Genomic DNA, 24,698 nt, shown 5'->3' with positions numbered 1-24,698 from the left:
GGGAAATGCTCCACCGGCTCGCCAAGCTGGGCGGCCACCACAGCCCGCTGGGAGCCCCTCCGGCGCCGGGCGGGCCGGGCGGCCGGACGCCGTGGTCGGCCAAGACGGACGCCGTGCTCCACGCGTTCCTGTGCGAGGTGCCCGACCTCGACCAGCCGGAGAGCCGCCACCTGCTCCTAGCCGACCTGCGGGACCGGCTCGGGCCGTCCGCGCCGTTCGTCGTACCGGACGGCCCGCAGGCGCGGGACCACCTCCTGCAACTGGTCCGCGCCTGCCGCCAGTGGCACGAACCGTTCCACGCGCTCAGCGAACTCGGCGAGTCCCTGCGGACCTTGCGCCCCGGCACCGCCGCCGTCGGATGGCTGGACGCCGCGGTCGACGCCGTCGTCAAGCCCGGACTGCTGGACCCGCAGGCGCAGCTCGTCCTCCTGTGGACGCTGCGCTCGCTGAACCCCCAGCCGAGGCCGGCCCGGGTCCTGCACCTCGTGGAGTCGGCGTGCGAGCCCGGCGAGACCCACCCGGTCCGGCCGCAGGACGGCCTGCCGGAGGCGGTGAGCCGCCTCAACCAGGCCCGGCTGGACGACCGCCCCCCGTTGCTGCTGCGCTTCCTCGTCCGCCTCGCCGCGGCGTGCCCCGGGCCGGAGGCCGTCCTGCTGACCGACCTCGTCAAGCGCCACGCCCATGAACTCGGCCTGACCGAACGCGACTTGGCCGCCCCGGCGCGGCAGACCCGGGAGGCGGCGGGCCCCGCCCAGCACCATCCGCTGGTCCTGCAGATCACCTTGGACGACGTCTCGCCGGTCGGCTCCGACGCCGAGCCCGTCTACGAGTTCGAGGCCGCCCTCTACAGCACCGACGAGCAGCCCTGGCGCCTGATCTCCAAACGGGCGGGCGACGAACCCCTGCCCCGCTCCGCGCTGGAGCAGCACGGCAGCCGGCACCTGACCACCTGGGGCGACCTGGCCGCCGCGGCGGCGAACGCCGACGGCCTGCGGGTGGAGTTCCTGCTGCCCTGGTCCCTGCTCGGCCACCCCGCCGAACTCTGGCCGATGGACGAGGACGGCTACCGCGTCGGCATGCATTTCCCGGTCGTGGTGCGCTCGCTGGACCGGATCAGGTCCGCGTTCTGGCACACCGCGTGGAAGAACAAGTGGCGGGCCCTGGAGGCCACGGTGGAGAGCAGCGGCCCCGGCACCGTCGCCGACCTGCCCGGCTGGATCGTCCACCCGGACGGCACCGCCCCGATCGACGCCGAGCTCACCGGGCGCGCCCTGCACCTCGGCGGTACCAAGGGCGACGTCCGGCGCTGGCTGGACAGCCGGCCGCAGACCGCGATCCTCGCGCTGTCCTTCCCGTACGCCTACCACCCGAAGCGGCGCGGGATCGGGCACCAGGCCGTCAAGGACGCCGTGCGTGAGGGCATCCCGGTCATGATCTGGCGGCGCGACGACACCGGCAGCCCGGCCGAGATCAACGTGCTGCTGGCCGAGCTGTCCGCCACCCAGCTGCCCGCCCTGGCCACCCACGTCCAGCGCCGCCGCCGCGCGGCCAGGGAGGACGACGGGAGCGACCTCGGCCACCACCTCACCCTGCTCTGGGACGAGCCCGGGCACGCCGCCTGGCTCGCCCCGGCCCCGTTCCGCGCCCCCGTTCCCGTCCCCGCCTCGGTCTCCGCCCCCGTCTCCTCGACCGCCCCGTCGCCGGAAGGACCACACGCATGACCACCGCCCCGGACGACACCGGCGGCCCGGACTGGTGGATCTACCGGTCCACCGGCTCCCCGCACGACGGCATCCGCGACCTCCCCGACGCCCCGCCCTGGCGCTCCTTCCGCCGCGAGGACGACGTCGCCGACCTGCCCGCGCCGCCCGAGATGGCCGAGGCCTTGGCCGCCCGCAAACTCGGCCGCGCCCACCAGGCCGCCGCCTACCAGGCCGACGAGAAGGAGATCCACCTCGTCAACATGGCCCTGCACCTGCGCCGCCCGCTGCTCGTCACCGGCCCGCCCGGAGTCGGCAAGTCCACGCTCGCCCACAGCGTCGCGCACGAGCTGCGCCTCGGCCCCGTGCTGCACTGGCCCATCACCAGCCGCTCCACCCTCCAGGAGGGCCAGTACCACTACGACGCGATCGGCCGCCTCCAGGACACCGGACTGCGCCCCGCCGACGCCGACGGCCGCTCCCGGCCCGCCCCCGGCATCGGCCCCTACCTGCGGCTCGGCCCGCTCGGCACCGCGCTGCTGCCCTGGGACCGGCCGCGCGTCCTGCTCGTCGACGAGATCGACAAGGCCGACCTCGACCTGCCGAACGACCTGCTCACCGTCTTCGAGGAGGGCGAGTTCGTCATCCCCGAACTCAGCCGCCTCGACGACGAGGAGGCCCGCGTCATGACCGCCGACGACGAGGGCTGGGCCCCGCTGCACCGCGGCCGGGTCCGCTGCACGGAGTTCCCGCTGGTCGTCCTCACCAGCAACGAGGAACGCGAGTTCCCGCCCGCCTTCCTCCGCCGCTGCCTGCGCCTGGAGATCCCCCGCCCGGGCCCCGACAAGCTGGCCCGCATGGTCGCCGCCCACCTCGCCGGCCCGACCGCCGTCCCCGCCGCGGTGCGCGAGCAACTGATCGCCCGCTTCCTCGCCAAGCAGCACGAGGAGGGCGCCGACCTCGCCAACGACCAGCTGCTCAACGCCCTCCTGATGGCCTCCCGCGGCCTGTGGGACGACGAAGCCGGACGGCGCCTGCTCGACCGCGACCTCCTGCGCTCGCTAGAGGAGCGCTGACCCCACCGTGCCCGCCACCCCGGTGCCCGCCACCCGCGTCCCCCCGGAGCTCCTGCGCCAGCTCGGCCGCCTCCTGACCGCCGACGGCGCCGAGCCTGCGGGCAGCACCGACCCGCGCGACCTGGCCGACGTGCTCTGGCTCGCGCGGGCCTGCGGGCTGCGCCCGGACGCCCCGCCGGACGCGCCGCAGGACCGCCCGGTCGCGGGGCTGGCGCTCCCGCCGCTGCCCGCCGTCGACCCGGCCGCGGACGAGCAGGCCACCGCGGCGTGGAGCGCGGCGCTGCGGGCCGCGGTGGACCGGGCGGCGGCCGAGAGCGGTACGACGCCGCAACCCGTTCCGCAGGGTCCGCCCACTCCCCGACCCGCCGAGCCCGAGCCGGTGATCCCCCTCCACCTGCCGCCCGCACCCGGCCCGCCCGCCGCGAGCGCCGCACCCGCCGCGACCGTCCGCAGCCCCGCCCGGCCCGCACTCACCGGCACCCTCGCCCTCTCCCGCGCCCTGCGCCCGCTGCGCCGCACCGTCCGCTCCACCCGCGAACTCGTCCTCGACGAGGAAGCCACCGTCTCCGCCTCCGGCCAGGCCGGGCTGCTCCTCCCGGTCTGGCGCGGCGCCCCCGAACGCTGGCTCGACGTCGACCTCGTCATCGACGGCGGCCCGACCATGGCCGTCTGGTCCGCCCTCGGCGACGACCTCGGCGCACTGCTGCGCCGCCACGGCGCGTTCCACCGCGTACGCGTGTGGTCCGTCCACGACCGCGACGGGGCGCCCGCCCTGACACCGCGCGGCGCGACCGCGCAGGGACGGGAGTTCGGCCTGACCGCCGACCCGCGCGGACGCCGCGTGATCCTGCTACTCACGGACGGCGTCGGCCCGCTCTGGCACAGCGGCGCGCTGCCCGCGGCCATGCGCGGGTGGAGCCGGCACGCCCCGGTCACCGTCCTCCAGGTGCTGCCGCGCCGCCACTGGCACCGCACGGCCCTACGGCCCGTCCCGGCCCGCGCCCGCCTCCGGCCGGGTGAGCGGCCGACGGTCGTCCACGCGCCCGAGGACGACGGGTGGGGCGCCCCCGGGACGGCCTGGGCCGGCGTCCTGGAACTGCGGGCGGACTGGCTCGCCCCCTGGGCGCGCATGCTGTCCGGACGGGCGTCGGACTGGACGCCGGCCCTGGCCGTGCCGCTGGACGGGCACGTGACCGGCCCCGAGCCGTCGCCGCCCGCCGACGAACCGCCCGCCCACCTGCTCGCCCGCTTCCGGCGGGAGGCCTCCCCGACGGCGTACGAACTCGCCGGCCTCCTGGCCGCGGCGCCCCTCAGCCTGCCGGTCATGCGGCACGTGCAGGCGGCGATGCTCCGCGACTCCTCCGCCATGCACCTCGCCGAGATCTACCTGTCCGGCCTGCTCGAACGGCGCTCCCCGGTACGGCCCGGCGAGGACCCGGAGACGGTGCTGTACGACTTCCGCCCGGGCGTGCGGGAGCGGCTGCTCGGCACGCTGACGCGCAGCGAGTCCGCCCAGGTCCTGCGGGTGCTGGCCGGGGTGTCCCAGTCGGTGGCGGGCGCGTTCGGCGGCACGCTCGACTTCCGCGCCCTGGCGGCGCTCGCCGACGCCGGCTCGGGCACCGGAGCCGGACTGCCGGCGGAGAGCGTCCCGTTCGCCGAGGTGGCGGTGGAGGTGCTCCGCGGCCTCGGCGGCGCCGACCGGGCACTGGCGGAACGGCTGGCGGTGAGCCTGCCGGCGGGGGCGCGGGCGGCGGTGGAGCCGCAGGCGGAAGCGACGCCGAAGAAGCAGGCCCGGAAGCGGGAACCGGACGCGTCGCCCATGGTGATCCCCGGGGCGGCGATGGAATTCGCCGCGTGGTTCCCCGACCTGAACGGTGCGGACGAACCCCGCCCGGAACGGCGCTGGTGGCAGCGGCGCAGGCCGGCGGGCGGGGAGACCGCCGTGCCCCCTCCCGACGCGACCCGGCCGGCCTGGAACAACCTTCCGCCCGACCTGCCCGACGTGACGGGCTGGGAGAGCCGGCTCGTCCAGGTCGAGCGCATCCTGCATCCCGACGGCTCCGCGGCGGGAGCCCGCCGTACGGTCCGGCCGGCCGGCCGTTCGCTCTGCGTGCTGCAAGGCCCGAACCACACCGGCAAGACCTCCGTGGCGCTCGCCTACGCGCACCTCCACCTCGCCGACTACACGATGGTGTGGTGGGTGGACGGCCGCAGTCGCGACACGGTCGCGCGGTCCCTCGACAGCCTGGCCGCCGTGCACGGCGCGCCGCCGGGAAGCGACGTCACGACCGAGCGGAACCGGTGGCTGACCGAGCACCCGGGCTGGCTGATCGTCATCGACGACCTCGGCAGGGACTTCCCCGACCACGAGCGCTGGATGGCCGGTACGTCACCGCGCACGCTGCTGGGTGACTGCTGGCCGCCCGACGGCTACGGCAGCGTCCTGATCACCTCCCGCGTGGTGACCACCGAACGCGCCGTGCTGGACGGACACGTCCTCCAGTTCCCCGCCTACCAACGGCGGTCCGAGCCGCGCTCCGCGGCCTCCACGAAGGCGGCGGAGGACGACCTCGCCGCCCTGCCCGACGTGCTCTCCCGGGCCACCGACACCGCGGTGGCGCCGAGGGCCGGGGCCGGCCGGGAACCGGCCCGGCCGGCCCCCGAACCACCGGTCGACTACGGTCCGCTGCTCGCCGGACTCGGCGGCGAGGCACTGGACGCCCTCGCGGTCTGCGCCTTCCTGGACCTTGCCGGGATATCCGTGGAACTGGTCAACCACGGCCTGCGCGCCTCCCACCGGAGGGGAGCGTCGCTCTCGCCCGACGCGTTGGAGCAGGTGTCCGCCGCGCGGTTGCTGCGGCTCGTTCCGGACGGCCGCGGTTCGCTGTCCTTTTACATGGCGGTCGGCCTGCAGCGCGCCGTCCGGGCGCGGATGACGTCCGACGAACGGAAGGAGTGGGCGACCACCGCCCTCCGCGCCGTACTCGAAGGCTTCCCGCCCGACCCGACGCCCCGCGAGGGCTGGGCCGCCTGCACGGCTCTCCTCCCGCACGCCCACACGGTGCTCCAACACCCGGCACTGGAGGGCGACGTGGTGCAGCCGGCTGCCGAGCTCCTCTACCGGCTGGCGAGGTTCCGTGCGGCCCAGGGCGACTACGACGCCGCCGAGGCGTACCTGCGTCAGCGCCGGACGCTGGTCCGTGGAGCGCCGGGTACGTCGGTGTACGCGGTGGTGCTGATGGCCGGCGTCCTCTACGGTGCGGGCCGGTTCGACCAGGCCCTCGAAAGCGTCGAGGAGGCGCTCGCGCTGCCCGGGGGCGGGACGGTCCGTGCCCGCCGACTGGCCGCCGCCATCCACCGGGAGCGGTACCGACTGGACTCGTCCAGAAGCGAGTTGTCCGCGGCGGCCGAGACAATCAGGTCGGCCCGCACCCCGGCCGTGTCCGACCTCCTCGTCGAGGCGGAGGTCCACCGCGAACTCGGCCTCACCGAGCTGGAGGCCGGCGAGCTGGACGTGGCCGAGACCCACCTCGAACACGCCTGGACCGGGCTGCTCCGCTTCGGCTCGGACCTGCCGGCCGGCGCGGAGGTGCTGGAGGTGGCGATCCGGCAGGACCGCGCCCGGCTCTCCCTCCTCCAGGGCCGACCCAGCCTCTCGGCCTGCGAGGTCCTGGCCGCGGCGATCCGCAAGGCCGGGACCGGTCAGGACGTCGAGGGGCTCGACGTGATCATGGCCGCCAGTGAGACGCTGGTGGACGTCATGCGCGAGTACCTCGACCAGCTGAAGTCCCGCTGGGAGGCCAGTCCGGAGACCTACCAGCAGTTACGCGTCAGGCAGTTGGCGCAGATGGCGGCCGTCGCCGACGCGGTCCTGGCCTACCGCCGGGAACGCGCGGAGAAGCAGCCCCACCGCCTCGCCGTCGCGCTCGACATGTACGGCATGGTGCTGTCCGCCCTCGGGCGGCACGACGAGGCCGGGGCCGCACTCGACGAGGCGGCGGTCCTGCACCGCCGGGTCCACGGAGAGAGCCGCCCCCACCCCGCCCTGGGAGAGAACCGCTGGCGCCTGGCCCAGGTACTGGCGGCGAAGGGGGAGGGCGAGGAGGCCGCCCGCCTGGCCGGCAGCGCCCACGAGTACCTCCGTGAGTGCCTCGGCCCCGACCATCCCCGCCTGCGCCCGATCGCGCGCTTTACCGGGGCCGGATGAGGTATTCGGAAATTGACCGGGAGCAGTCATTCGGTGTTAGCGAAGAAACGTTTCTTCAGAAAAGGGGTCAGGAGAAATTCCTGACCGAGTATCAGAACGATATCGATGGCTCAAGAGGGGCGCGCACATCCGCCGGAACCCTGACACTTGGCGCAGGGTTCCGGCGTCCTTTCGAGGAGTGGCAGAGTGAGCGACCCGCAGGGCGCATCCGCCAGGCCGAGGCCTGAGGCAGGTCGGTTCATGCCGACGGACGGCGCCGGTTCGCAACCGCAACCGATTCCTGTGCCCGGCATGCAAGAGCTCCGTGACGTATGAGGTTTCCGGGTTCGCCTTCCTGGACGCGGCCGTCGGAATTCCGGGCGATGCGCAGGGAGCGGCCGGGAAAATCGCCACCTTGAGGGGAACGGATGGCCGCCATGAAGGAGACCGCACTCAGGGCGCTGGGCAGAGCCGTGGGCGGCGCCGCAGTCCTGGCCCTGCTCGCGGCGTGCTCCGGCACGCCGCTCCCGGCACCGGCCGGTGGCCCCGGGGCGGCCGGAGGCGCGGCCGCGCCGAGCCCGGCCGGCGGGTCGGGCATCGAGGGCCTCGTCCTGCCCCGCGGCGGCCCGGCCGCGACCCCGAAGGCCGCCGGGCTGCGCGGGTTGATCGCGGCGCAGATCCTCACCGAGGCCGGGACGAACTCGGACCAGGTCACCTCGTACCGGAAGAAGACGGTCGAACACGCGCTGTCGTCCATCGGCAGCAACCCCGTCTCGTACGCCGAGGGGGTCTGGGACGTCCACGTCACGCCCGTCGGCTGCGCGGGCACGCTGACGGCGACGCCCGCCCCGAACGGCGGCGCGGCGGCCGTGCCGGAGGTGGTGGAGGCCGTCCTGATCGGGGCCGACGAATGGGTCAGGTCCAACGCCGCCGGCGCCCGGGACTGGACCCCGGACCTGCCGGCGGACCGGGTCGGCACGTGGGTCAAGCAGACGTCGGACGCGCCCACGAGCCCACTGGACGCCGACGTCTGCGATGCCGGCGGCGACGGGTCCAAGACGGACCTGAGCGACGTCGGCACGGTGACCGCGGGTCCCGCCGTGACCGTCGACGGCCAGGCCTGTCTGACCTTCGCCGAGGCGGAGAGCGGGGCCGTCTTCGCGGTCACCGACACCGACCACCCGTACGTCGTCGCCGCGCAGCTCGCGGCGCTGCCGGGACAGCCCGGGCCGGCCGGCACCGCCCCCGCCGGGGTCCAGCCCGCCATGACGACCGTGGTCAGCGAGATCGGTTCGGCGTACCCGATCGCCGCGCCGCCCGCCGACCAGGTCTACGGCGGCTGATCACTGCGGGCGCCGCCGGGGCCGGGAGCCGGGGCCCCGGCGGCGGCGCGCCGGCCGCGGCTTCTCCTCCGGGCGTGTCGGAGACCGCCGCAGTGGGAAAACGGCTCGTTGCCACCCGTTGTCCAGGGGGCGGGAAGGAGGCGGCGATGCACGGGCGTGCGCTCTCGGCGCAGGAGCGGCAGGTGCTCGCGGAGATCGAGGCGGGGCTGCGGGCGACGGACGGGCGGCTGCACCGTCGGCTCAGCACGATGAGGCCCCGGATGTCGCCGTGGTTCCCGGTGGCCCGGGTGGCCGGGCAGGTGCCCATGACGGCGCTGATGGTGCTGGTGGCGCTGTCGTTCATCGTCCTGCGCGCGAGCATGCAGGCCCCTTCGGCCGTCGACCTCACGGCCGTCGGCCTCGTGTGGGCGGCGGTGCTCGTCCTATTGTCCGCACGCGTCGTCGCCGGCCGTCGCAGGCGGCGGGGGCGCTGATGGGCCGGCGCGTCAGCGCTCGGGAACCCGCCGACGACGGGTGGAGCGGAGGCCGCTGACGACGGGTCGTTCCGGCCGCCGCGAATCCCGCGCGTGTTCGGCCGCCTCACCCGATCCGGCGAACCGGGCGGTGCGGTGCGCCGAGTCGTTCGCGGGGGGCTGGATACTCCGGGATCACGTGCGTGCCCACCACATCGTGCCGGAGGGGCCGCCGCACGCCTCCACCCCCGTCCGGAAGGACCTCCGTCCATGCACCCGATCCCCGGCCCCGGCCGCCCCGACGTCGAGCAGGCCGCCGCCAGGTCGACCACCGCGACCACCGTCATGCCGCCCCCTGCCTTCGTGCCCGATCCGGAGGAGGCCGGCGCCGACGGGTACACGTGGCCCGGGCTGGACGAGGAGTTCACCCGCGAGGTCGTCGCGATCGCGCGGAGGTCCGAGGGGCGCGAGCTGGCCGAGTCCCAGGTCTTCGAGATCGTGCGGGCGCAGCCGCAGGCGCAGGGGCTGCCGCTGCGTCTGCGTTCGCACCTGCGCCGCGAGCTGGACGCGTTCGTCGCCTCGTACCACCGGGTGATCGAGACGGTCGTGGCCGCCTGGGAGCACGACCGCGGACTGCGCGAGGTCGTGACGGTTCCTCAGGCCCTGCACGACCACGTGGCCGCCGCCCGCGACACGCGAGTGCACCTGCTGCGGATCGACCTGCTGCCCCAACCCGACGGCACGCTGAGGGTGTTGGAGACCAACGCCAACTGCCCCGGCGGCCTGCCCGGCGCCGGCCGGGGCCGCACGGCCTGGCGGCCGCTGCTGGACCGGCACGGCATCAGCCTGCCGCCCCCGCTGCCCGCCGACGACCCCGCCTGGCCGGGGAGTTGGCTGGTGCGCGTCGCCGAGCAGCACACCGGCACCCGCCCCGAGACCGTCGCCCTGCTCTGCCCGGACGGCAGTTACCGGGCCGACACCCGCGACTACGACACCGCCCTGAGGGCCCTCGGGGTCCGCGTCCTCCACGCGGACCCGCGCGAACTCGTGGCCGACGGGCGCCACGGCGTCACCCTGCACGGGGAACCGGTGCGGCACGCGTTCGCCAAGGTCGGCATCCAGGACCTGCTGCGGATGGGCGACGGCGCGGCGCCGTACCTGGAGGCCGTGCGCGAGGGCGGCCTGTTCGTGCAGAACGGGCTGCGCGGACGCCTGATCGGCGACAACAAGCTGTGCCTCGCGGTGCTCTCGGACCCGCGCTTCGCGCACCTCTTCGATCCCGCCGACTACCGGCGGGTCCACCCCGCCGTCCCGTGGTCGCGCAACCTCGCGCACTGCGACGCCGCGACCCTCCGCGCCGTCGTCCGGGACCGCGAACGCTACGTCCTCAAGCGGCCGTTGGACACCCGCGGCCACGGTGTGGTGATCGGCCGGGAGACCGCCGAGGGGTCGGCCTGGGAGGCGGCCGTCGGCCTCGCGGGCGCCGAGGGGTGGCTCGTCCAGGAGTACGTGACCAGCCCCCACCTCCACGGTGTCGTGGACGGGCCGGCCCCCCGCCACGACGTGGCGCTGGGCGCGGTCGACGGCCGTCTGGTCTCCGCCTTCGCCCGCGCCAGCCACGGGGAGCGCCACAACGTCGCGGGCTCCGGGCGGCCGCACCCGGTGTACCTGTGACCCGGGCGCCGGGGCCTCCGCTCCGGCCGGCGCTCACGCCTCCGGTCCGGCGGGTGCTCACGCCTCCGGTCCGGCGGGTGCTCACGCCTCCGCGAGGCGTCTGATCCCGTCCAGGGTCGTCCGCATGCCCTGCCGCAGCATGCCCAGCCTGAGCGCCATGATCTCCTCCTCGCGCCCGGGCTCGGCGGCGATGGCCCGGCTCAGGTACGAGCTGCCCGCGCCGAGGGTGACGGAGTGCCGGAGCCGGGTGCCGTCGCCCTCGGGTTCGAGGTCGAGCCGCCAGCGGGCCACCGGCCGGTCGAAGCCGCCCTTGAAGCCGCGGACGTCCCAGCCGAACGCCCGCTCCGGCCGGTGGTCGGCGATCCGCGAGACGGTCTCCCACTGCCCGAGGAGCTCGTTGCGGTTGCGGCCGACGAAGGTCGCGCCGACGGCCGGCCCGGTGGCGCCGTCGAGCCACTCGGCCTCGTACAGCTCCCCGCCGAACCTGGTCGGCACGGTGATGTCGCTGACCAGGGCCCAGACCCTCGCGCACGGCGCCGCGACGTACACGTCCAGTTCGACCGTCGGGCCGTCCACCAACCGCACCATCGTCGTCCTTCTTCCCCTGCCGCACCGTTGCGACGTCGGCCACCCTAGTGCTGCCGGGCGGCGCGGCTCTACCGATCGGTAACCGGTTTCGCGCGGACGGCCCGTCCCGCTGCCGTCCGCGGTTGGCCTGCGGGGCGGGCCCGTTGGGGTTCGAACTGCTTCCGTGCGTCGCTGCGAGGGCCCCGGGGACGGGTTGTCAGAGAGGCCTGCCAGGATGCTCCCATGCTCGTCACCCATCCTGACCTGGGCCTGGCCCGACCCCTGCCTCCACCCGCGCTGAGCGGGGAGTTCGAGGTGCACCTCACCGTGGAGCCGGGCGCCGTCGACGCGCTCGCCGAGTGGGCCGCGGCCAACGGCCTGACGTACACGCACATCCTGCTCGCCCGCGGCGCCGCCGTGTCGCAGCCGATGCTCAACCTCCGCGCCTCCGGCACGCTCGACGAGGTCGCCGCCGCGGCCGCCCGCACGGCGCGGCGCCTGACCGACGCGGGCTTCGCCGTCCTGCGGGCCAAGGTCGAGGCCACGCCCTGGGCCGACGGCGTCCCCGCGACGGACGGCGAGGCCGCGCAGCACGGGCCCGGGCGGTACTTCGAGCACCACGTCAAGCTGCTGCTCGTCCCCGGCGAGGACACCGTCCGGCTGGCCGCGCTCGCCGTGCGGCACGGCGCGCACCTGTCGCGCAACGCCCGCCGGGTGCGCGCGGACGGGCTGCGGGAGCAGTTCGTCACGCAGCGCTGCCGCTTGGTGGGGCTGGCCACGGCCGGGCGGCGGCTGGACGCGCTGCTGGGCGAGCTGGCGGTCGACGGGCGCGAGGTCGTCTCGGTGGAGCGGGAGTTCGTCGCCGTCGACAGCGACGAGGCGCTGGACAGCGGCTGGATCACTCAAGAGCAGTGCACCGAGGGCCGGAGCACTGGTGGAAGGGCCGCCGGGGGCCGGGTCGCCCCGCGGCGCGCGGAAGGAGCAGCACGATGACCGAGGACCGCACCGCGACGTGGGAGGACCTGCCGTACGGGCCCTGGGAGGACGTGGTGCTGCCGAAGCAGCCGCCGTCCGAGGAGGTCCGCGCCGAGCAGGACCTGCCCAGGAGCCTCCGGCCGATCGACGACGAGACCGTCACCCAGCAGCCGGTCTTCGACCCTGCCCTGGCCGGCTACGCCCGCGCGCTGCGCCCCAGCGAGCCCGCCTTCGCCGACCCCGCGGTGGCCGCGCGCTGGCTGGCGGCCCGGCGCGAGGCGCTGAACGCGGTGCTGTCCGCCGTCGCCCGCTCCGCCTGGGCCGAACACCTGGTGCTGCGGGGCAGCGTGCTGCTGCGCGCCTGGTACGGCGATGAGGCGCGCGAGCCGGGCGACCTGGACTTCGTGGTGCGGCCCGTGGAGTGGCAGCTGGAGGACGAGCGGACGGGCCGCATGCTCGACGAACTCGCCGCCTCCGCCGACGAGTCGTCGTCGTCCGGGGCGGGCGCGTGCGGCGTGCGGCTGCACGCGGACCGGGCGGTCGCCGACGAGATCTGGACGTACAGCCGCGTGCCGGGCCGGCGCCTGGTCCTGCCGTGGACGGCGCCGGGCGTGCCCGAGGGCACCGTCCAGCTGGACTTCGTCTTCACCGAGCACCTGCCGGCCGAGCCGCGGCAGGTCGAACTCCCCGGCGTCGACGGCCCGCTGGTCGCCGCCACGCCGGAGCTCTCGCTGGGCTGGAAGATCCTCTGGCTGATCTCGGACAACCACCCGCAGGGCAAGGACCTCCACGACGCGGTCCTGCTCGCCCGCACGGCCCGGGTCCCGTACGAGCTGCTGCGCGACGTCTTCCTGCGCTCGGAGGAGAACTGGGCGTGGTGGCCGGTGCTCCCGGACGCGATCGCCGAACTCGACGTCGACTGGGACGAGTTCGCGAAGGACCACCCCGCCTTCACCGAAGCGGTCGAGGCGTACCCGGCCGAACTGCTCGCCTCCCTCGCCCCCACCTTCGCCGGACGCGGCGAGTACGCCCTGCGCGCGCTGTGGATGGCCCCCGTGGTGGACGGCCTGCGGGAGCTCATGGCCCGCGAGGGCCTCGACGCGGTCCTCCGGCACCTGAGCGAACGCCGCACCCGGCCGGAACGCCTCCTGATGGTGGCCTCCGAGTTGCTGGACGGCGACCTTGAGCGCGCCCACCAGGCCGTGATCACCCACCTGGACGACCCGGCGGACCCGCGCCTCAAGAAGCTCCAGGAGACCTACACCCGCCTCGCCACCGACCGAGCGGCCCCCACCGCTCCGTAAACCGGTGGCCGGTGCAGTGCGGTGAATCGTCAGGGTGTTGACGCGTTGTATATCCGCCCCTGCGAGCGTTCGGACGCCCTGTCATACCTGAGCAAGGAGCGTCATCGGTGTTTCGAACGACCATGGTCCGCACGGCTGTCACCGGCGCGGCTGTTTCACTCTCGGTGCTGGGAGCCCTCGCCGTGGGCATGGGGGATCCCGTACGGCCGACCTCGCCGGCCCCGGCCTGCGACGGGTCCGCCGTCGTGCACTGCGCGGCGGGCCACATCATCTGGAACGGGACGGGGCTCCTTCCTTCTCCCGACCCGCAGCCGTAAGGGTTCCGGCGGCGGTCGCCAGCGCGGTGAGGAGCGGTTGCGCGTCGGCCGTCGCCCGAGGACCCAGCCGGCCGAGCAGCAGGCGCGCGCTCGCCTCGTGACCCCGGGCCGCGCCGTGGTCGCCGCGGGCGGTCAGCGCGTGGGCCAGGACCAGGTGGGCGAGGGCGCGTTCGCGCTGTCGCCCACCTTCGTCCGCGAGGTCCAGGGCCCGCTGCGCCTGGTGGACGGCCTCGTCGGCCCGCCCGAGCAGGCGCAACACGTCGGCCAGGCGGCTCCGGGCGGCCGACTCGCGGTCGAGGTCTCCGGTGAGGCTCGCGCCGTCGATGCAGGAGCGCAGGTGTGCCGCGGCGTCGTCGAGTCGCGCCGACTCCTGGTAGGCGAGGCCGAGGACGTAGTGCACGTAAGCGGTCATCGCGGGGTCGGCCGCCGCGCCCGGTGTCGCGAGGATGCCGCGGCAGGCCGATGCCGCCCCGGCGGCGTCACCGCTGCGGATCCGGGAGAGGGCCGCGTTCGCGCTGCTCGCCACCTCGCCGGAGCGGTGCCCGAGTTGTCGGGCGAGGGCGGCCGCCTCGTCGAAGGCCGTGATCGCCTCCTCGTGGCGGCCCTCGGCCTGGGCGATGAGGCCCTGATCGTTGAGGGCCTGCCGGAGGATGGCCCGGTCGCCCGCCTCCCGGCAGGCCCGGGCGGCCAGTCGGGCCTGGGCGTCGGCCTCGTCGAGCCGGGCGCGGGCCAGCAGGATCGTGCAGAGGAGGAAGCGCGACCGGCCCTCCGCCGTGCCGGCGTGGTCGCGGTCGTGGTCGCCGCACGCGACCGCCGCGTCGACGAGCAGGCGGGCCGCCTCCTCGGCCCGGCCGCCCAGGGCGCCGAGGCCGAGCGGGGTGAGGGCGATCAGTAGGTCGATGGCCGCGCGCAGGGCGGCCACCGGGAGCAGGGGCACCGTCGCGACGGCGGCCGCGAGCGCCACGGCACCGGGGATCTCGGCCCGCGCCCATCGGCGGGCGTCCGCCGGGTCGGTGAAGCCCCGGACGGCGGCCGACGGCGGGCGCGGCGAGCCGAAGACGTCGGCGACCGGGTCTCCGGGCACCGCGAGCGCGAAGGCCGTACGGGCGCAGCCGAGCAGGAGCGCCAGCAGCCGCTCGTGGGCGGCGGCCCGTTCGTGCTCGCCGGTCCGCAGCGAGGTCCGGCGGGCGAAGGCGCGCACGAGGTCGTGGTAGCGGTAGCGCCCGGCGCCGATCGACTCCAGCAGGGCCTGGTCGACCAGTGCCTCCGCGAGGCGCTCCGCCTGGTCCTCCGTCAGGCCGAGGACTGCGGCCGCGGCGGCCAGGCCGATGTCGGGTTCCACCCAGGCGAGCATTCTGAACGCCGTTGCCAGGGGCGGCGGAAGCAGCCGGTAGCCGACCGCAAAGACCTGCTCGATCTCGACGTCTCCCGTGCGGAGCGCACCGATCCCGTGATCGGCCAGGTGCCGCACGAGGTCGGCGATCGGCTGGTCGGGCTCGGCGGCGAGCCGGGCCGCCGCGATCCGTACGGCCAGAGGGAGCCGGCCGCAGGCCTCGACGAGCAGCGCGGCCTGGACGCTCTGCGCGGACCGGCGCGCCCTGCCGATCACCGCGTCGAGCAGCCCGAGCGCCTCGCGCTCGCTGAACACGTCCAGCGCGATGTGCAGCACCGACGGCACGCTGTTGAGCACCGCGCGGCTGGTGACGACGACCGCGCAGTCCGGCGATCCGGGCAGGAGGGGCTGGATCTGCGCGTCGTCGCGCGCGTTGTCGAGGAGGATGAGCAGCCGTCGTCCGGCGGTGGCGGTGCGGAATAGGGCGGACCTGCCCGCGAGGTCCTTCGGGACGGCGGCCTCCCGGACGCCCAGCGCGGTGAGGAAGTCCGCGAGGATGTCCGACGCGCTCGCGGGCACCAGGTCGGCGCCGCGCAGGTCCGCGTACAGCCGGCCGTCCGGGAAGCCGGGGCGTACGGTGTGGGCGGCCCGTACGGCGAGGGCCGTCTTTCCGACGCCGCCCATGCCGGTGACGGTCACCAGCCGCAGGCCGGGGCCGGTGCGTTCGGTCAGCGCCCGTCCGATCCGGGCGATGTGCTCCTGCCGCCCGGTGAACTGGGCTGGGGGCGGCGGTAGTTGGTCCAGCTGAACGGGCCGGCTGGGTGCGGGAGCGGTCCTCGACCCGGCGGGGGAGTCCGCATCGAGTTCGTGGCACAGGGCCGAGAGTTCGGGCCCCGGTTCGAGGCCCAGGTGTTCCACGAGCCGTAATCGGAGCGCGTCGTAGACCGCGCGCGCCTCGGACATCCGGCCCTGCCGTTGCAGCGCGCGGATGAGCAGCCCGTGCAGGCGCTCGCGGAACGGGTGGTCGGCGGCCAGCGCCTCCAGCTCCGGCAGGCAGCCGGAGGGGCCGTCGAGCGCCACGTCGAGGGCGAGCCGCTCCTCGCGCAGGGCGAGGCGCAACTGCGACAGCCGTTCGCGCTCGCGGCGCATGAGCGGCCCGGGCAGGCCGGCGAGCGGCTCACCGCGCCACTGGGCCAGTGCCTCGGTCAGCATGTCCCGGGCATCCGCGGGCCGCTCGGCGGAACACTTCCCGGCCTGCTCCTTGAGACGCCCGACCCGCCACAGGTCCACGCGGTCCGGTTCGACCGCCAGGCGGTACCCGCGCGCCTGGGACAGCAACACCCTCGGCGAGTCGCGGACGGGCTCCAGCAGGTTCCGCAACCGCCACACGTAGGTCCGCAGGGTGACGTCCGGCGCACCGGACGGCCGTTCGCCCCACAGTCCGGCGACCAGCTCCTCCATCGGGACGACCGTGTTCGGCCGCAGCAGCAGGGCGGCCAGCACGGACCGCTGCCGCGGGCCGCCCAGCGCCACGTCCGCACCGGCGCGCCGCACGCGGAGGTCGCCGAGCAGCGCGAAGCTCGGCCGATCCGGATCACTACCTGGCCGCACGGGCGGTCCCCACAATCTGACGCAGCGTCGGATGCTGCCCCGGGCGCCCATCCTCGCTGGCGCGGCGCCTGGTTCGCAAGGGAAGGATCTGTGCGCAGGTGCCGGGTGCCGCCTGCGGGTTCCCGGGGACGTCCGTCCCCGGGAACCCGTGCCGGTCAGTACCGCTTGATGGCGGTGAGCCAGGCCTGGTTGCCCTGGGCGACGCCGCCGTAGCTGCCCTGCCACTGGCGGGCGGGGGCGCCGTCGTCGGTGCGCCAGTCGGCGATCTCCAGCAGCTTGGCGGAGTTGAAGTTGGCGATGCCGAGCTCGCCCCGGTCGCCGAGGGTGCCGACGTAGTTCCAGTGCTGGTTGCCGCCCCAGGAGCAGTCCCACTGGCGGGCCGGGGCGCCGTCGTCGGTGCGCCAGTCGGCGATCTCCAGGCACTTGCCGGAGTTCCGGTTCACCAGCTCGAAGCCACCGCTGTCGGGCACGTAGTCCCAGATCTGGTTGGCGCCGCCGGTGCAGTCCCACTGGCGGGCGGGGGCGCCGTTGTCGGTGCGCCAGTCGGCGATCTCCAGGCACTTGCCGGAGTTGACGTTGACCAGGGTGCTGGTCGTCGGGTTGCCGAAGCTGCCGCCGACGGCGGACGCGGGGGTGGCCGGCACGGCGGCGGCCAGCGTGAGGGCGGCACCGGCGGCGACTGCGGCCGTACGGGCGCGGGGGAGGGCGTTGCGGATGGTCAAGAAGGACCGGTCCCTTGCACGAGGAGCAGGAGCAGGGGAGGCGGGCGGACGCGCACGCGCCCCCGATCCGCGTCGGCCCGGCCCCGGTACGACACCGGCGTTCCGTTCCCCCTACGGTGCGGACGGGTGTCCGCACCGCCGACGCGCGTGAATCGTACGCGGGTGCGGGTGAACGCCGGGCCAAGAATCGATCAAGGATGGGCAAGTCCGGTCGGGCCGTGCAGACGTCAGGTCGTCGGGGGCTGCGACTGGGGGTGGGCGATCGGGACGGGCCGGCCGGTGACGGCGTCGGTCAATGTCCGTGTCCCGAGCGGTTGGTGAAGCACGGTCTTGACCTGCGCGTATCCGCCGTCCTCGCAGCCGACGTCCGGGCCCGAGGCGTCCCGGCGGCTCAACAGCAGCGTGACCTGGTCCGCCGTCTCCCGTGCCACCAGGTCGGGCTTGTAGTCGCAACCGCCCCAGCCGACATCCACGGTGATCGTGCGGTCGTCCGCCAGGACGGTCGGGTTCGACGCGTTGAGGCCGCCGCCGGCATTGATCCGGCCGAGGACCGAGGCGTCGCGTCGCGTGTACGGAAGCTCGTGGTGGGAGAACTGGTCCCACCACGTGTAGTAGCCCCCGGCCCCGAGCCCGATCAGCCCCATCACGGCCAGCCAGCGCTTGCGTGTCGTCGGTTCCACGTCCGCCCCTCCCCCTGTTGCGGATCATGGTAGTCCGGCCGTACGTACTCGCCGAGCGGTGGGCGGTACACCCCTGCCGCCGTCGCCCGTACGGCCGTACCCGACCGACCCCTTCGGTCCGGTGTCGGAGCTCGCCGTAGTGGCGTTGTTACTCTCCGGAGACTTGCCGCGCGGGGGAGCCGGTCACCGACCAGAAGCGAGGGAACGTGGACATGGCGAGCGTCGGCTCCGATCCGGCTCTGGCGGCCCCCGCCGCGCGGCTGGTCAGTGTGTGGCGGCAGCGCGACTTCCAGGTCCTGTGGTCGGCGCACACCGTGAGCGAGTTCGGGACGCGGATCACGTTCTTCGTCATTCCGGTGCTCGCGCTGACGACGCTCTCCGCGTCGACCGGCCAGCTCGGGCTCGTCTCGGCGATGGAGACCCTCCCGTTCCTCCTGGTCGGCCTGCCGGCGGGCGCGCTGCTCGACCGGTGGAACCGCCGACGCGTGATGGTCGTGGCGGACGTCGGCCGGGCCGTGGCGATCGTCGTGCTGCCGGTCGGACACCTCGCGGGGGTGCTGAGTGTGCCGCTGCTCTGTGCGGTGGGGTTCGCCATCGGGCTCTGTACGGTGTTCTTCGACATCGCCGACCAGGCCTTCCTGCCGACGGTCGTGGCGCGGGAGCAGACCCCGGACGGCAACAGCAGGCTCGAATTCTCCCGCTCGACGGCGGAGTTGGCGGGGCCCAGCATCGGTGGTCTGCTGCTGCAGGTGGTCACCGCGCCGCTGGTCCTGGTCGTCAACTCCGTGAGTTACCTGGTGTCCGCTCTGCTGCTCTGCCTCATCCGGATTCCCCGGACGCAGGCGCCGCAGCCCGCGGTCAGGGCCTCGATGCGCAGCCAGATCGCCGAGGGACTGCGGTTCGTCTTCCGTCACCGGACCCTGCGGTCCCTGGCGCTGGCGACGGGCATCAGCAACCTCGTCGGGCTGGGCGGCGCGCTGGGGGCGGTCCTGACCGCGTACGCCCTGCGCGACCTCGGGCTGTCGCCGGGGGAGCTCGGGCTGGCCCTGAGCGTGGGCAACTGCGGTGCGCTGCTGGGGGCCGCGCTCAGCAGCCGGCTCATCAGGCTCGTCGGGCTCGGTCCGGTCCTGGTCGCGGCGAAGTCGATGTCGGGGATCGCCGTGCTCGTGCTCGCGACGGCGGCGCCGGCCCGCGCGGTGCTCACGCTGAGTGTCGCGACCGGCATCATGGCGTGCGGCATCACCGTCTACAACATCAGCCAGGTGAGCCTGCGCCAGGCCATCACGCCCACCGGCCTGCAGGGCCGGATGAACGCCTCCGTCCGGTTCGCCATCTGGGGCACCCGCCCGGTCGGGGCCCTGGCGGGCGGCTACCTCGGGTCCGTCCTCGGCACGCGCCTGACACTGTGGACGATCGCCGGGATCGGCCTGCTCTCCTGCCTGCCGCTGATCGCGACGGAGGACGTGCGGACGCTGCGGGCCTTCCCGTCCCTGCTGCTCGACTGACCGGAACCACGGCCTTTCAGAGCCGGGCAAGATCCCCCGGCGGTCTTCCGGTGGCGGTGACCGCCCAAGCGGCCTCGATCATCCGGAAGACCTCGTCCACCACGGCCTCCGGGTCGGCGGCCTCGCGGGCCAGCGAAAAGGCGCCGATCACGAACCTCGCGATGGCCCGGCAGGCCGTCGCGGTCGGCACCGGCCCGGGCTGCGGCCGCGACCGGGACTGGGCGGCGATGGCCGTTGCCAGCGAATCCGCATGACGCAGCCTCATCGACTCCTCGTACGCCCGCAGGGCGGGTGACTCGTCGATCATGCGCCAGATCGGGGCGGCGCCGTCCGCCGTGCAGTGCCGCACCATGGCGTGGATCTCGCGACGCAGCGCGGGGACGAGCGCCTCGTCGGGCGAGCGGTCGGTGACCGCCTTGGTGAGGCGCTGCTCGAAGTCCTCGTCCTGCTCGAACACCAGGGCCTCTTTCGAGGCGAAGTGGGAGAAGACCGTGGTGACGGCGACGTCGGCCTCGGCGGCGACCTCGCGGATGCCGACCGCGTCGTAGCCGCGATCCAGGAAGAGTCGCAGGGCGGTGTCGGCGATCTTCTGACGGGTCGCGGCCTTCTTGCGCTCCCGGCGCCCGGTCTGCCCGGTCTGAGCAGTCGGCTCGGCTGGCTCGGTCATGTCGTGATGCTATCAGGCATGAAAATGAAACAGTTCCAAAAGCCTAACCGTTAGTGTTACGGTCGGCCGCATGAAGAACATGAAGAAGGTGAGCTTCGACGAGTTCGGCGGCCCGGAGGTCCTGCACCTGGTGGACGCCGAGGAGCCCCACGCGGGCCCCGGCCGGATACGCATCGCCGTGCGGGCGGCGGGCGTGAACCCCGTCGACTGGAGGATCCGCGAGGGCCAGGTCCTGGGGGCCCATCCGACCCGCCTGCCGTCCGGCGTCGGGCTGGACGCCGCCGGGGTGGTGGACGAGGTCGGCGAGGGCGTCGACGACGTCGAGGTCGGCGACCACGTGTTCGGCGAAGGGGTCGACACCTACGCCGAGTTCGCCGTCCTGTCCGCCTGGGCCCGGATGCCCGAAGGGCTGACGTTCGAGGAGGCGGCGGGCTACCCCTCCGTGGTCGAGACCGCGCTGCGCATCATCCGCGAGGTCGGCGTGCGGCCCGGGCAGACGCTGCTGGTCTGCGGCGCGTCCGGCGGAGTCGGATCGGCGGTGCTGCAGATCGCCCGCGACCGCGGCATCGCGGTCATCGGCACGGCCGGCGCCGCGAACCAGGACTACCTGCGCGGCCTGGGCGCCGCCGCCACGACGTACGGCCCGGGCTGGGTCGAGCGGGTGCGGCGGTTCGGCCGGGTCGACGCGGCCCTCGACCTGTCCGGTTCCGGCGTGATCCGTGAACTCGTCGAACTGACCGGGGACGCGCGGAAGGTGGTCTCCATCGCCGACCTCACCGCACCCGGGCTCGGCGTCCGCTTCTCCGGCGTGGCCGGGAGCGTGCCCGACGCGCTCGCCGAGGCCGTCGACCTCATCTCGCGGGGATTGCTCCACATCCCGGTCGACAAGGCGTACACCCTCGCCGAGGCCGCCGCCGCGCACGCGGACAGCCGGGCCGGGCACACGCGCGGGCGCCGGGTCCTGGTCGTCCGAGGCGACTCGCGCGCTGTGTCCGTTCCCGCCGATTGAGTCGCTTGACTTCAAGTCGACTTCAGGTACGAGACTGCACGACATGCCGAAGAACACCGCAGTCATCCACGACCTGACCGACCCTCAGTACACCGACTCCCTCCCGCTGGCCGACACCGTGCTCGACGAGATCGCCGGCCGACTGGCCGACGGAGCGACGGTGGTCGGCATCGGGGAGTCCACGCGCTTCTCCCGCGAGACCTTCGGGGTGCGGGACCAACTGTTCCGCCGGCTCGTCCGGGACCACGGCTTCCGCGCGCTGGCCGTCCAGGACGACGCGGGCGCCGCCGCGGCCCTCGACGCGTACGTGGGCGGAGGCGAGGGCTCGGCCGTGTCCGCGCTGGCGGGTGCCTGGCGCCCGTGGCGCACCGCCGAGATGGTCGCCGCCCTGGAGTGGATCCGGGCGTTCAACCGGGACCACGCGGACGATCCGGTCCGGATCTTCGGTGTGAAGCCGCTCCAGGCGGGGCCCGCCGACTACGACGCCGTCCTGGAGCACGTGCGGTTGGTGGCGCCGGAGCGGCTCGCGGAGGTGGCGGCCCACCTGGATCCCATCCGCACCGTCCACGAGATCGAGGAGCACGTGCAGCGGGCGCGCGGCGTCCATCCCGGACGGCCGTTCGTCGAACACGCCCGTGACGCACTCGAGTTGGTCGAGTCCACTCCAGGTGCCGACGACGCGGCCGCGAGGATGCGGCTGATCGTGGAGTACCACGAGCGCAGCGTCGCCGGGCGCGGCAACTACGCGGGCGAGGCCGAGGTGTGGGCCGAGGCCGTCGCCGAGGCCCAGGGCCGGACCGGTGCGCGCACCGTCTACTGGGACGGTATCGCGCACACCTCGGCGGGCGAGGCCGTGGTGGGCCTGGCGGCCGAGCGCGGCTCGCAGGCCGGCGTCGGCAGCCTGCTGCGCGAGCGCTACGGCCGGCGGTACGTCTCCGTGGCGATCGGCTTCCACCACGGGGACCTCGGCGTCGCCGTCATCCCGGGCCCGGCCGCGGACTTCGTCGACGCGAGGCTCGGTGAGACGGGCCTGCCCGCGCGCTGGCTGGACCTGCGCGACGAGGACGTGCGCGCGCAGTGGGACGGACCGGCGAAGGCCCGCGTCGTCAGCGGTGTCTACACCCCGGAGCGCGACGCCGCCGAACACCTGGCCGTCGCCTCCCTGGCCGGGGCCTTCGACGTCCTCGTCCACATCCGCGAGGTCTCCCCGGTGCACTGGCTGCCGTGAGCCCGGCCTGGACGGAGGGGCCTACCCGGCGGCCAGGATCCCGGCGACGGCGTCGATCACGGCGGGGTCGGTGAGGAAGTCGTTGTGCTTGAGGCATGACGTCTCGGTGTTGGCGGCGCCGTTCAGCGGGGTGCTCGCGTTGGGGAGGATCTGCTCGTCGCAGGGGGACCAGAAGGTCCAGTAGTGGACGGGGCCGGGCGTCTCGTCGTCCCGGTTCAGGTTGGTGACGACGTACGAGCCGGGCGTCATGTCGCGGCAGCCCTGGTCCCACGCGGCGCAGAGCCAGGCGAGGCCGGTGCCGTGGTTGGGGCCGGCCAGGGAGATCCAGTTCGCGACCGTGCGTGCGCCGTCGCCGAACTCGACGTACCAGCGGCTCGGCAGGCTGCCCAGACTGTGCGCGACGATGTCGACCCTGGCCGCGCCGGTCTTCTGGAGCACCTGGTCGACGTAGGCGGAGAGCCGGCCGGCCAGGACCTCGTTCGTGGACCGGGAGGTGTCGTACGACCAGGCGAAGATCCGGTCGGCTGGGAAGCCCTTCGCCTCCAGGCCGGCGATCGTGGCCCGCCACACGCCCGGGTCCGCGTTGCGCCCGTGGACGAGGACGACCGGGGTCGCCGGGCCGGCGTGGGCCGACGGGGCGACCCCGGGTGCCGCGAGCAGGAGCACGGACACGGCGGCGGTGAGGGCGGTGGCGGCGCGGCGCATGGCGTGTCCTCCGGTGAACGTCGGCGGGGTGACACAACTCCACTGCAGGCCAACGATGTTACGTCACAGTACGTCCGAGAGGAACGTCCTCAGCCGCGGGCTCTGCGGCGCGCCGAAGACCGCCTCGGGCGGGCCGGACTCGACCACGACGCCGCCGTCCATGAAGGCGACGCCGTCGGCGGCCTCGCGGGCGAAGCCCATCTCGTGCGTGACGACCACCATCGTCATGCCCGCGCGGCCGAGGTCCGCCATCAACGAGAGGACGCCCTTGACCAGTTCCGGATCCAGCGCGGAGGTGGCCTCGTCGAAGAGCATGACCTGGGGGTCCATCACCAGGGCGCGGGCGATGGCGACCCGCTGTTGTTGTCCGCCGGAGAGCCGGCCCGGGCGGGCGTCGGCCTTGTGGCGCAGCCCGACCAGGTCGAGCTGGCGGAGGGCGGCCTCGGTGGCGGCGTCGCGGGAGAGGCCCTTGAGCTTGCGCAGGGGGAGGGTCAGGTTGCGCAGGACGCTCATGTGCGGGAAGAGGTTGAACTGCTGGAACACCATGCCGACTTGGCGGCGCAGCCGGTCGGGGTCGCGGCGCAGCACGCTCTCGCCGTCCAGCAGGACGTCGCCGCGGTCGGGCTCGACCAGGCGGTTGACGGCGCGCAGCAGCGTCGACTTGCCGGAGCCGGACGGCCCGATCACGCAGAGGGTGTTCCCCCGGGGGACGTCCAGGTCGACGCCGCGCAGGACGGGGTTGCCGCCGAGGGACAGGTGGAGGTCGCGGGTGGCCAGGCTGACCGGGGAGAACGCGGGGGTGGGTCGCTCGTCAGGCACGGGTCGCTCCCTCGGGCGCGGTGGTAGACAGTGGCTCCCGACGTGCTTCCCGGGCAGGTGCCTCGGTGGGTGTCTCAGCGGGTGCCGGTTCGGTGACCCGGCGGCCGTTCCGCAGACGGCGGTCGATCACGTTGACCAGGTGCGTCAGCGGCACGGTGAGCAGGAGGTAGAACAGCCCGGCGAGGACGAGCGCGGACTCGTTGCCCGTGGTGGCGGCGGCGTCCTGGCCGATCCGGAACAGGTCCCGCTGCCCGGCGGTGAGCCCGAGGAAGTAGATCAGGCTGGAGTCCTTGATGAGCGCGATGAGCTGGTTGACCCACGCGGGCAGGACCCGCCTGATCCCGAGCGGGACGATGATCAGCCGCATCGCGGCGCTGTACCGGAAGCCGAGCGCGCGGGCGGCCTCCAGCTGGCCCGCCTCCACGCTCTGGATGCCCGAGCGGAAGATCTCGCCGAAGTAGGCGGCGGCGATCAGCGAGAGCGCGAGGATCCCCAGCGGGTACGGGTCGGGCCCCCAGATGCGAAGTCCCTGCGGGGCCAGCCCCACGCCGATAAGCAGGATGGTGACCGCGGCGGGGAGGCCGCGGAACACGTCGGTGTAGGCGCGGGCCGGCCAGCGCAGCCAGCGGGTCCGGGAGATCCCGGCCACGGCCAGCAGCAGGCCGAGGACGGTGCCGATGGCGGCCGAAGTCGCCGCGAGGATCAGCGTGTTGGGGACGCCGGTGGTGAGCAGGTCGGAGATCGCCTCGCGCATCGATCCCCAGTTGAAGAACGTCTCCGCCAGCGTGCCCAGCTGGTCCACGTCGATCTCCTGATTCGAGAGTA

The 24,698-nt window shown here is 74.5% G+C and carries 19 protein-coding genes; 11 read left to right on the top strand and 8 right to left on the bottom strand.

Features of this window, described 5'->3' with window-relative positions:
- The first annotated feature begins 5 nt into the window (after nt 1-5).
- The 6 genes from ACFVU9_RS01960 (at nt 6) to ACFVU9_RS01935 (ending at nt 10,431) form a co-directional block, all read left to right on the top strand.
- Nucleotides 6-1,721, top strand: coding sequence for a hypothetical protein (locus ACFVU9_RS01960; RefSeq protein WP_380501468.1), 1,716 nt, complete (start codon nt 6-8; stop codon nt 1,719-1,721).
- Entirely contained in the window at nt 1,718-2,776 is a 1,059-nt protein-coding gene (locus ACFVU9_RS01955) for an AAA family ATPase (protein ID WP_380501282.1), read from the top strand. The genes ACFVU9_RS01960 and ACFVU9_RS01955 overlap by 4 nt, the downstream gene beginning before the upstream one ends.
- Nucleotides 2,777-2,783: 7 nt before the next feature.
- Nucleotides 2,784-6,983, top strand: coding sequence for an SAV_2336 N-terminal domain-related protein (locus ACFVU9_RS01950; protein ID WP_387588940.1), 4,200 nt, complete (start codon nt 2,784-2,786; stop codon nt 6,981-6,983).
- Between the two features lie 416 nt (nt 6,984-7,399).
- Nucleotides 7,400-8,305, top strand: a complete 906-nt coding sequence (locus ACFVU9_RS01945; RefSeq protein ID WP_387588938.1) for a hypothetical protein — start codon at nt 7,400-7,402, stop codon at nt 8,303-8,305.
- A 146-nt stretch (nt 8,306-8,451) separates the two neighbouring features.
- A complete protein-coding gene (locus ACFVU9_RS01940; RefSeq protein ID WP_380448944.1) occupies nt 8,452-8,778 on the top strand; it encodes a DUF3040 domain-containing protein in 327 nt (108 codons plus the stop codon).
- A gap of 249 nt (nt 8,779-9,027) precedes the next feature.
- Nucleotides 9,028-10,431, top strand: a complete 1,404-nt coding sequence (locus ACFVU9_RS01935; RefSeq protein WP_387588936.1) for a hypothetical protein — start codon at nt 9,028-9,030, stop codon at nt 10,429-10,431.
- An 81-nt stretch (nt 10,432-10,512) separates the two neighbouring features.
- Here ACFVU9_RS01935 and ACFVU9_RS01930 read toward each other — a convergent pair whose 3' ends face one another.
- Nucleotides 10,513-11,019 (bottom strand): SRPBCC family protein, encoded by a 507-nt coding sequence (locus ACFVU9_RS01930; RefSeq protein WP_380448948.1) that lies wholly within the window; start codon nt 11,017-11,019, stop codon nt 10,513-10,515.
- A 222-nt stretch (nt 11,020-11,241) separates the two neighbouring features.
- Between ACFVU9_RS01930 and ACFVU9_RS01925 the strand changes: the two genes are divergently transcribed.
- On the top strand, nt 11,242-11,991 hold the full coding sequence (locus tag ACFVU9_RS01925; RefSeq protein ID WP_380448950.1) for a hypothetical protein: 750 nt from the start codon (nt 11,242-11,244) through the stop codon (nt 11,989-11,991).
- Nucleotides 11,988-13,277: a nucleotidyl transferase AbiEii/AbiGii toxin family protein gene (locus ACFVU9_RS01920; protein WP_387588934.1), complete on the top strand. Its 1,290-nt coding sequence runs from the start codon at nt 11,988-11,990 to the stop codon at nt 13,275-13,277. The genes ACFVU9_RS01925 and ACFVU9_RS01920 overlap by 4 nt, the downstream gene beginning before the upstream one ends.
- Before the next feature lie 267 nt (nt 13,278-13,544).
- Here the strand turns inward: ACFVU9_RS01920 and ACFVU9_RS01915 are convergent, their stop codons facing one another.
- The 3 genes from ACFVU9_RS01915 to ACFVU9_RS01905 all read right to left on the bottom strand — a co-directional run bounded on the left by ACFVU9_RS01915 (nt 13,545) and on the right by ACFVU9_RS01905 (nt 17,940).
- Nucleotides 13,545-16,538, bottom strand: coding sequence for a BTAD domain-containing putative transcriptional regulator (locus ACFVU9_RS01915; RefSeq protein WP_387588932.1), 2,994 nt, complete (start codon nt 16,536-16,538; stop codon nt 13,545-13,547).
- A 155-nt stretch (nt 16,539-16,693) separates the two neighbouring features.
- Nucleotides 16,694-17,260, bottom strand: coding sequence for an RICIN domain-containing protein (locus ACFVU9_RS01910; protein WP_380501296.1), 567 nt, complete (start codon nt 17,258-17,260; stop codon nt 16,694-16,696).
- 227 nt (nt 17,261-17,487) lie between these two features.
- The gene (locus ACFVU9_RS01905; RefSeq protein ID WP_380501298.1) at nt 17,488-17,940 is read right to left on the bottom strand and encodes a hypothetical protein; all 453 of its coding nucleotides are present in this window, start codon (nt 17,938-17,940) and stop codon (nt 17,488-17,490) included.
- Nucleotides 17,941-18,152: 212 nt separating this feature from the next.
- Between ACFVU9_RS01905 and ACFVU9_RS01900 the strand changes: the two genes are divergently transcribed.
- Nucleotides 18,153-19,445 carry an MFS transporter gene (locus tag ACFVU9_RS01900; RefSeq protein WP_387588929.1) on the top strand — a complete coding sequence of 431 codons (1,293 nt, stop codon included), beginning with the start codon at nt 18,153-18,155 and terminating at the stop codon, nt 19,443-19,445.
- A gap of 16 nt (nt 19,446-19,461) precedes the next feature.
- Here the strand turns inward: ACFVU9_RS01900 and ACFVU9_RS01895 are convergent, their stop codons facing one another.
- The gene (locus tag ACFVU9_RS01895; protein ID WP_387588927.1) at nt 19,462-20,112 is read right to left on the bottom strand and encodes a TetR/AcrR family transcriptional regulator; all 651 of its coding nucleotides are present in this window, start codon (nt 20,110-20,112) and stop codon (nt 19,462-19,464) included.
- Nucleotides 20,113-20,191: 79 nt separating this feature from the next.
- On the opposite strand from ACFVU9_RS01895, the gene ACFVU9_RS01890 reads away from it, so the two are divergent.
- Both ACFVU9_RS01890 and ACFVU9_RS01885 read left to right on the top strand, forming a co-directional pair.
- On the top strand, nt 20,192-21,121 hold the full coding sequence (locus ACFVU9_RS01890; RefSeq protein ID WP_387589011.1) for an NADP-dependent oxidoreductase: 930 nt from the start codon (nt 20,192-20,194) through the stop codon (nt 21,119-21,121).
- Between the two features lie 43 nt (nt 21,122-21,164).
- Complete coding sequence (locus ACFVU9_RS01885) at nt 21,165-22,349, top strand: erythromycin esterase family protein (protein WP_387588925.1); 1,185 nt, start codon at nt 21,165-21,167, stop codon at nt 22,347-22,349.
- Nucleotides 22,350-22,370: 21 nt separating this feature from the next.
- On the opposite strand, the gene ACFVU9_RS01880 is transcribed toward ACFVU9_RS01885, so the two are convergent.
- The 3 genes from ACFVU9_RS01880 to ACFVU9_RS01870 all read right to left on the bottom strand — a co-directional run bounded on the left by ACFVU9_RS01880 (nt 22,371) and on the right by ACFVU9_RS01870 (nt 24,675).
- Nucleotides 22,371-23,054 carry an esterase/lipase family protein gene (locus ACFVU9_RS01880; protein WP_380501306.1) on the bottom strand — a complete coding sequence of 228 codons (684 nt, stop codon included), beginning with the start codon at nt 23,052-23,054 and terminating at the stop codon, nt 22,371-22,373.
- A 63-nt stretch (nt 23,055-23,117) separates the two neighbouring features.
- Nucleotides 23,118-23,873 carry an amino acid ABC transporter ATP-binding protein gene (locus ACFVU9_RS01875; RefSeq protein ID WP_380445746.1) on the bottom strand — a complete coding sequence of 252 codons (756 nt, stop codon included), beginning with the start codon at nt 23,871-23,873 and terminating at the stop codon, nt 23,118-23,120.
- Nucleotides 23,866-24,675, bottom strand: a complete 810-nt coding sequence (locus ACFVU9_RS01870; protein WP_387588923.1) for an amino acid ABC transporter permease — start codon at nt 24,673-24,675, stop codon at nt 23,866-23,868. The genes ACFVU9_RS01875 and ACFVU9_RS01870 overlap by 8 nt, the downstream gene beginning before the upstream one ends.
- Nucleotides 24,676-24,698: the final 23 nt, after the last annotated feature.

It is taken from the genome of Kitasatospora sp. NPDC057936 (genome assembly GCF_042887525.1).
Taxonomy (GTDB): Bacteria; Actinomycetota; Actinomycetes; order Streptomycetales; family Streptomycetaceae; genus Kitasatospora.
This window is presented reverse-complemented; position numbering and strand designations above follow the sequence as displayed.